This is a genomic window from Kutzneria sp. 744, assembly GCF_000568255.1.
Classification (GTDB): Bacteria; Actinomycetota; Actinomycetes; order Mycobacteriales; family Pseudonocardiaceae; genus Kutzneria.
This window is the reverse complement of the sequence record NZ_KK037166.1, coordinates 10,569,991-10,578,171: the sequence shown is the minus strand read 5'-3', so window position 1 is coordinate 10,578,171 and position 8,181 is coordinate 10,569,991. Positions and strand designations below refer to the sequence as shown.

Here is an 8,181-nt window from a genome sequence, read left to right as displayed (position 1 = left end):
GGTCGTAGTCGGCGACCTCGTCGGCCGGCACAGCCCGGCGCAGGTAGTCGTAGCCAAAGTTGGGCAGCGCCCACGCGGTGTACCCGCCGTCGCTGATCGCGCGCAGCCAGCGGGCCGGGTCCTTCACGAACGCCGACGGCGCCCAGACGCTCATCGACACCCCGGTCAGCAGGGCGGTGAGCGTGCCGAACAGGCCCATGTCGTGGAACAGCGGCAGCCATATCGCCGGCTGGTCCCCCGGCCGGCCGAGGTCGATGCCGGTCCTGATGGCGTCGACGCCGGCGAGCACGTTCGCGTGGGTGAGCCGGACGCCCTTGGGGCTGGCGGTGCTGCCCGAGGTGAACTGCACGATCAGGTCGTCCTGCTCGGCGATGTCGACGCCGTCCACAGCGGCCGCGGCCGGCAGGTCGTCGACCACGATCACCCGGGCGTCGCCGACCGCGTCGCCGATCAGCCGGCGCAGCCTGTCCAGCTTGCGGGAGACCAGCACCACCCGGACGTCCGCGACCGCGAGCACGCCGCGGATCTTGGCGACGTAGCCGTCACGCCCGGTCGTCGGCAACGGCAGCGGGCACGCGGTCGCGCCGAGCCGGCTCAGGGCGAACAGGCAGCGGAAGAACGCGGATTCGTTGGCGCACAGCACACCGACCCGGTCACGCTGCCGGATCCCATTGCGTGCCAAGGCGCCCGCCATCGTCCGCGACTGCTCACAGAGCTGGTCGACGCGCAGCTCCTCATGCTCGCTGACGAAGGTCAGGGCCGCGGCCGGCGCGGCCGCAGCCGTGCGCTCCAGCGCGGCGTGCAGGCTCATCCCGCCCACCCGCCGATGGTCGCCAGCATGCGAACCCGCCACCAAGGAAGATCTTGATCCGGTCGTACCATCCCGCAATCACGGCCACGGCCGGCCTCGGCAACGCGTACCTGTCGACCATGGCCTGCACCGGCACGGACGTACATGCCACCCTTGACAGGGGTGTTCAGCGCTTTATCAGCCGCCCGAGCGAGGCCCGGAGAGCGATGTGATAGGTAGAGCATGTTGAAGATGGCAGTCTTGAGCAGCTCGCAAATATTATTCTTGTCAACATCCTTGCCGACTTCGTAGTCCAACTTGGCCAAGTCTCCACCATTTCCGCCGTTTTCCTCGCATGAGCATTCCACAGCCTGTCGCGGCCGTCCAAAAAGAGCCCGCCTCACGCCCACCAATAGGATTGGCCAACGACAAGCTCTTCGCAAGAGGCCACCGAAATGGCCCCCTGTTCGGCGATCACGGTCACAATCCACCCAGAATGTGTCCATTCACGGGTGTGACCGCATGAAGTGAACTCAGGCGGTTGTGGGGAGCCGGGGACGGCCGGCGAGGGCGATGTGGATGCCGTCGATGGCACGGATGATGACACGCACCAGGATGAAGTTCTGGCAACCCTTGAAGCGATCGGTATCCGCCACTACTGATTGTCCGTTGGCGGTGGGTGTTCGGTGATCCATGCGGCGAGTTGGGTGCGGTCGGTGAGGCCGAGTTTGGTCAGGATGCGGTGCAGGTGCCCTTCGGCGGCGCGTGGGGCGATGAGCAGCGTGGCGGCAATGACTTTGATGGACAGTACCTGGCTGGCGAGTTCGGCGACCTGCCGTTCCCTGCGGGTCAGGATTGCCGGTCGGTGGTTGGGGGTCACGGCCGGCGGAACCGTGGTTGTCGTTTCGCCGGGTTCGGCGAGGGCGTACTCGACGGCATGGTCAATGCTGAACCGGGCGCCCTGCCGGAAAGCCGCACTGAACTGCTTGTCCCCGAGCACGGAACGCGCGCCCCGCTCGCACTGGTCATGCCAGGAGGCGAGGTATCTCGGGCCGGACGGAGGTGTCCCTGTTGATCGCCAGACCGGGTGGGTTGCACCGAGCAGCCAGGCGGCACGAGTGTGCAGGCCGTCCGCTCCCGCGATCCAGGCCAGTGTCTCCAGGCAGTGTGCAACCGCCCACTCGTCACCGAAGTGCTGTGCGGCCGGGATGGTTTCCCGGATCAGCCTGCTGCCCTGCTGCCGGTCGCCGGAAATCCACTCTCCGAGGCCGAGCCCCCACAGTGGATAGATCCGGGACACGGACGCGCCCAGGCTGTCGCACAGGTCCAGACGCTCGCGGCTGAAGCCGACCGAGAGATCCGGTTCTCCGAGGACTGCGGTGGCCAGGGCCAGATAACCCAAGGCGAGCCAGGCGCCGGCCGGGTCGCCGAGCGCGTGGTGGTGGGCGAGTGCGTCCTCCAGGAGCGCGACCGCGTGGTTCAGGTCGTTCTGGAAGAACGCGGCCGTGCCAAGGCACAGCGTGGTGTAGGCGAGGACGGACTCGTCGCTGAGTTGGTGCGCCAGCACACGGGCCTGCTCCAGCAGGGACAGCGCAGTGGTCATGTCGGCATGTTGGAGGGTGAGCCAGCCCTTGACCCACAGAGCCTTGGCCCGTTGCAGGCTGGGTTGCGGGTCCAGTTCCAGTGCCCGGCGGAGCCAACGGCGGCCCTCCTCCAGGGAACAGGAGCGGACCCAGTAATGCAGAAGGGCAGTGGTGATCTCCAGCCCGGCCCGGGCCTGGCCCGGTTCGGTCAGACAGAACTCCAACGCGGCCCGCAGGTTGGGGTGCTCACGCCGGAGCCAGGCGAACCACTCCAACTCATGGGGGCCCAGCCACTCCCCCTCCGCCCGGGTGGCCAGGTGGTGGTAGTGGTCGCGGTGCCGGGCGCGCTGGACTCTCTGCTGGCTGGATGCGGCCAGCCGTTCCCTGCCGTGCTGCCGAATGGCCTCCAGCATCCGATACCGCGCCGGAGCGCCGTAGTCCGTCCGGGTCAGCACGGACTTGTCGACCAGGGCGGCCACCAGATCGAAGACTTCGTGTTGCGTAATGGGGTCCACGCTGCAGACCGCCTCGGCCGCCTCCAGATCGAACCCACCGACGAACACCGAGGCCCGGGCCCACAACAGCTGCTCCAGCGGCGAGCACAGCGCGAAGCTCCAGTCGATCGCGGCACGCAGCGTCTGCAGGCGCGGTACCGCGACCCGGCTCCCCTCGGCCAGGAATTCCAGGTAGTCGTCCAGCCCGGTCAGGATCTCGCTGACCGACAGTGCCCGGACCCGCAGCGCCGCCAACTCGATAGCCAGCGGGATCCCGTCCAGCCGACGGCAGATCCGCGCGATCGTCGCCCGGTTGGCGGCGTTGACGACAAAGCCGGGCCGGGCCGTCGCCGCACGCTCGGCGAACAGGCGCACCGCCTCATGGCATGTGCTGGCGCGTGTGGTCAGCGGCTGCCCCCGGTTAGGGTCGGGCACCGACAGCGGCGGCACCTCCAGCAGGTGCTCCCCGGCCACGCTCAGGGCTTGTCGGCTGGTGGTCAGGATCCGCAGTCCCCACGCTGCAGCCAGCAGTCTGCCGGTCAGTGCCGCGCAGGAGTCCAACAGATGCTCGCAGCTGTCCAGCACCAGCAGCAGCTGTTTGTCGGCCAGGTAGTCGGTCAGCACAGCCATTACAGACCGCTGTCCGTGCTGATCTCGGATCCCCAAGACCTCGGCGAGCGTCTGGGGCAGCAGTGCGTCGTCGGTGAGCGCGGCCAACTCGACCAGCCAGACCCCATCCGCGAAGGCATCGCGTAGCTGGGCGGCCACGCGCACCGCCAGCCGGGTCTTACCGACCCCGGCCATCCCGGTCAGCGTGACCAGCCGCGCGCGCCGCAACACCCGCTTGGCCGCGGCGCTCTCGCGGCGGCGGCCCACGAAGCTGGTCACCTCGCCCGGCAGATTGCCCGCCACCCGACCCGACCCGACGCCTGCCATCACTGGTCCCGGCCTTCTCGCTGCTCGGTGACCCACGCGGCCAGTCGGGTGCGTGTGGTGAAGCCGAGCTTGGCCAGGACGTGTTCCACATGGCCCTCGGCGGTGCGCTGGGCGATCACCAACCGGGCCGCGATCTCCTTGTTGGACAAACCCTCGGCGACCAGCTCGGCGACCTGCCGCTCACGACGGGTCAGCGTCGTCGCGGCATCGACGGGTGACGGCGCCGGCAGCCACACCCCATCATCGAACGCCCGCTGCACCTGCGTGGCCACCCGCAGCGCAAGCCGTGACTTGCCGACACCCCCGACCCCGGTCAAGGTCACCAGACGGGACGCCGACAGCGCCCGCTTGGCCTCGGCCACCTCATGCCGACGGCCAACAAAGCTGGTCAGCTCCAGGGGCAGATTCTCGGCCCTGTCCGGAGCGGTGGGTGACATGACACCTTCACACCGCAACCCACGGCTGCTGCTCGTCGGTACTCGATCGAACCCAGGCCCAGCAACCACGTTAACCGCTGCAGCGCCGGCTGGTGCGGCTACCGGGACCGGGCCGCGCTGCTGGGCGGCCACCGCCTCCAAGGGCTGTGCCTGGCACTGGCCCGCCGCGTCCTGCCGCCGCCCAGAACTGAGCGGTCGACACTGAGCGGTCGGCCGGGCCACGAACCCCCATCAACCAGCCGCAGCCCGCCCAGCCCCTGGGCGTTCGCCCCCGGATGGGTACCGGTCCCCCGACCCACATGTCGTCGGACCGGTACCCCCGCCAAACCCGGCGCACGTCGGGGGGAGCGTGCCCGGATCTGAGCATCACTCAACCAGAGGAACACCCCCGACACCAGGGGACATGACGCCACTGGCCAGAACTGGCCAGGCACCACCCAAGACCCCCTCAAGCACCACAAACGCCACCCGGCCCGGCTTGTAGGTGCCGAGAAGTCCGTCCGTAACCATCGATCTTGACGGGCATGGGCCCCGGGCAGCCATTCGATCCGCAGGCAGGGGCGACAAGCCGCCACCACTGACCACCGTGGCGTGATTGTTGCGATCCGGGCGGACGACGTCGCAAGGACGAGTGGATCGTGCTCGCGGCCGCGTTCGCCGTCCTCGGCGCGCTGATGCCGCCGGTCGTCTCGATCGCCACGCGCAAGCGCGCCCGCACCGCCGCGGCTGTCGCGGCATTGCGTCCAGGGCTGTCACAACGAGCTCACGACCTCCAGCCCCTGGTCCCTGTGCCCTTGCCGGACACGCCCGCATGACCGGATGAGGACCCGCTCAGCAGGATGGGTTGGCGGTCGATCGATGCAACGTGCAGCACAGGGTGTCGAATGGCACTACGGATATGGACACTAGTAGGACGTCGCACTATCGGCGGGTCCTCTTGTGCTAGGGACTTTTGCCCTGTGGCAGTCGGCGGCGTCGGGTAGAACACGAGGATGTGGAGCGATGACGATGTGCCCCAATGGGGCGCGGGTCGCTCAGCTAACAGATGCGGCGACCGGGCGCACCCTCAAGCGCCGCAGAGGTGCTCTCGGTGTGTTCGGCGACAAGGAGCGCGGTGACCACGCCGGCCCGGGTGGTGACGCCGAACTTGGCGCGAATGCTGGCGACGTGGTGTTCGACGGTGCGCGGGCTGAGGTAGAGCTTGGTGGCGATCTGCCGGCTGGTGAGCCCTTGCGTGACCCAGCGGGCTATTTCGGTTTCGCGGCGGGTGAGGGCGGCCGCGCCGAGGGCGTTGCGGGCATTGCGTTGTCCGCTGACGCCCTTGGGGACCCGACGGCCGAGTTTGCGCAGCTCGCGGGCGGCGTGGTGGCGCAGGCCGATGGCGTGGCACTGGACGAACAGGGCGTAGGCCTGTTCCAGTTCGTGCAGTGCTTCCGCGCGGGGACCGGTGCGAGCCGTGGCTGTGCCGGCCAGCAACCATGCGCAGCCCTCGTCGAAGGGTTCACCGGTCTGTTGGAAGGCGGCGGCGGCCGCGTGAGCGGTGCCGGCGGCGCCAACGGTGTCGCCCGTGGCGTATTGGACTCGAGCACGGGCGAGTTGCGCGAAGGCTGTGCTCCCGGCCAGGCCGAGGTGGGCGGCAGTGGTTTCGGCGCGCGTGGCCCACTGTTCGCCTTCACGGGTGTTGTCGAGGGCCAGGGCGGCGGTGGTGAGGACGTCGAACCAGCCGGGGCGGGCCGGCTTGGGGATCATCGGGAGTTCCGCGCCACCACCGGCGTCGACCAGGGTGGATACGCAGCCCTGGGGGTCGCCTGCCATCAGGCGGGCGTGTGCGAAGAACGCTGAGGCCAGCACCGACAGCCAGTCATCGGCTGGTCCGGCCAGCTGGCACGCTTCTTCGCCCAGGCGCACGGCCTGGTCGGGGTCGCCGGTGAAGGTCGCGATGCGGCAACGCATGGCCAGCGTGGCGGCGCGCAGAGCGGGACTGTGCACCGGTTGTCCCGATTCACGCGCTTCGGCGACGGTGTTGGCGGCCTCGCGTAACTGTCCTTGCCACCGCAGTGTGCTGCCGAGGCCGACCAGGAGATAGGTCACGAGGTGGTGTTGACCGGTGGCGCGGCACAGGGAAAGGCCACGTTCGAGATGGCGCCGTGCCGGGTCGTAGCGTTCCAGGCACTGTTCAGCCCAGCCCAGCCAGACCACAGTGTCCAGTTGTCGGGCCAGTTCACCGTCGGTGAGCCCGTCAACAAGCTCGGCCGCCCTATCGCAGTTGTGCTGTGCGGCCGGAATGTCGGCCACAGCGTAGTCGGCAAGGGCCAGGACACTCGTCGCGGCAGCCGACATGAGACGGTCTCCGGCGCCGCCGACGGCACGACGGGCGGCACTGACCCAGGTACGGGTCTGGGCGAAATCGCCGCACAGCAGGTTCGCGGTGGCGAGCTTCAGCTTCAGCGCAGTGAACCTGTCGTCCAGTTCGGAGCCGCCGTCGTGGCGGCGCTCGGGCAACCGGTGCAGTTCAGCGAGGAGCAAGGCGCCGGCTTCGGCATGGCGGCCCAGGAGGTGTTCGATGGTGGCGCAGAACCCCACGGCATGCACCCGCTGATCCACTGCGTCCCGAGGCAGCAGCCGCACCACCTCGTGCAGGGCGTCGCGGGCCTGCTCCAGCTGGCCGCTCATGCCCAGGAAGGTCGCCATGTCGGCAAGCAACTCCAACCGACGCGCATCGTCCTCACCCTTGTCCGGCAGCAAGTCCAGTGCGAGAGACAACCAGTGCGCCGCATTCGCGGGCGCCCGCGCGGCGGTCGTTCGTGCGGCGTCGACCAGCACGGCGATCGCTCGCTCGTCCCCGGTCCGCGCGCACCGTTCCACGTGGTGCGCCCGCCGGAGCGCCGAGGCCCCCCGCTCCTCCAACGCCTCCCAGGCTCGTGCGTGCGCCTGGATCAGCCAGCCACCACCTCCGCTGGCGTACGCAGCCGCGCGCATCATCGGCAGCCAGTAACCGAACCTGCCCCGCCCTTTCGGCCGGATGAGATCACGGGCCACCAACTCGTCCACTGCCCGGTCGGTGTCCTGCCGGTTCATCCCGGCGATCGCGGCGACCACATCGGGCTCGAACAGGTCACCGGCCACCGCCGCCGCTTGAGCGATCACACGAACGCCGTCCGGCAGGACGGCCATCTCGGCCTGCACGCTCGCCCGGACGACAGCGGGGACATCCTTCACCGACATCACTGCGTCGCCCGACCGGGTGCCATCCGGCGGTGGCCCGGCCAGCAGTTCGGTCTGGAGCTGGTCCTCGGGAACCTGTGCCAGCGCCGCCAGGTAGAACGGGCAACCTCCACTGGCCTCGTGCAGGGCCCGGCACCGTCGTGTGCTGACATCGGGACCGAGGAACTCGGCCACCGCCTCGACATCCAGCGGACCAAGCTCGACCCGGTCGGCCCTGCCCTGTCGCTCCGCCTGAGCCAGCACCGTGGTCAACCTGCCGGGCGCCAGACTGGGACGGTAGGCCACCGCGAGCACCAATGGTCTTCGTGGCGGGTGACGAACCAGATATCCCAGCAACTCCAGCGAGGCTTCGTCCCCCCAATGCAGATCGTCCAGTATCAGCACCAGCCCACGCCCGGGTGCCAATTGCTCCAACAACGAACGGATCCCGAGGCGTAGTCGCAACGGCTCGACCGGGTCAAGCAACGCGATGTGCTCACCGAGTGCGTCACCGAACACACCGAATCGGCTGCCTCGATCCGGTTCAGACGCATGGCCGGTCAGCACCGTCCACCCTTCACGGGCCGCTGCCGCACCCAACTCGCCCAACAAACGCGACTTGCCGATACCCGACTCGCCCACCACCTCCGCCACCCGAGTGGCATTCCCGCCCGCGGCAGCCACGAGGATCCCCTTCAGGTAAGCCAATTCCCACTGCCTGCCGACCAAAGGACCAA

The 8,181-nt window shown here is 69.0% G+C and carries 4 protein-coding genes and 1 pseudogene; all 5 read right to left on the bottom strand.

Features of this window, described 5'->3' with window-relative positions:
- The coding region (locus KUTG_RS47980) for an AMP-binding protein (protein ID WP_232241554.1) at nucleotides 1–811 on the bottom strand (811 nt) is incomplete at its 3' end.
- Entirely contained in the window at nucleotides 808–1,116 is a 309-nt protein-coding gene (locus KUTG_RS59980) for a hypothetical protein (RefSeq protein WP_157495320.1), read from the bottom strand. The genes KUTG_RS47980 and KUTG_RS59980, both read right to left, overlap by 4 nt.
- Before the next feature lie 329 nt (nucleotides 1,117–1,445).
- Entirely contained in the window at nucleotides 1,446–3,803 is a 2,358-nt protein-coding gene (locus tag KUTG_RS47975; protein ID WP_043726624.1) for an ATP-binding protein, read from the bottom strand.
- Nucleotides 3,803–4,006 (bottom strand): annotated as a pseudogene (locus KUTG_RS66845) (response regulator transcription factor); the annotation flags it as partial. The gene KUTG_RS47975 and the pseudogene KUTG_RS66845, both read right to left, overlap by 1 nt.
- Nucleotides 4,007–5,278: 1,272 nt before the next feature.
- Nucleotides 5,279–8,173: a helix-turn-helix transcriptional regulator gene (locus tag KUTG_RS47965; protein ID WP_232241339.1), complete on the bottom strand. Its 2,895-nt coding sequence runs from the start codon at nucleotides 8,171–8,173 to the stop codon at nucleotides 5,279–5,281.
- Between the last annotated feature and the right edge of the window lie 8 nt (nucleotides 8,174–8,181).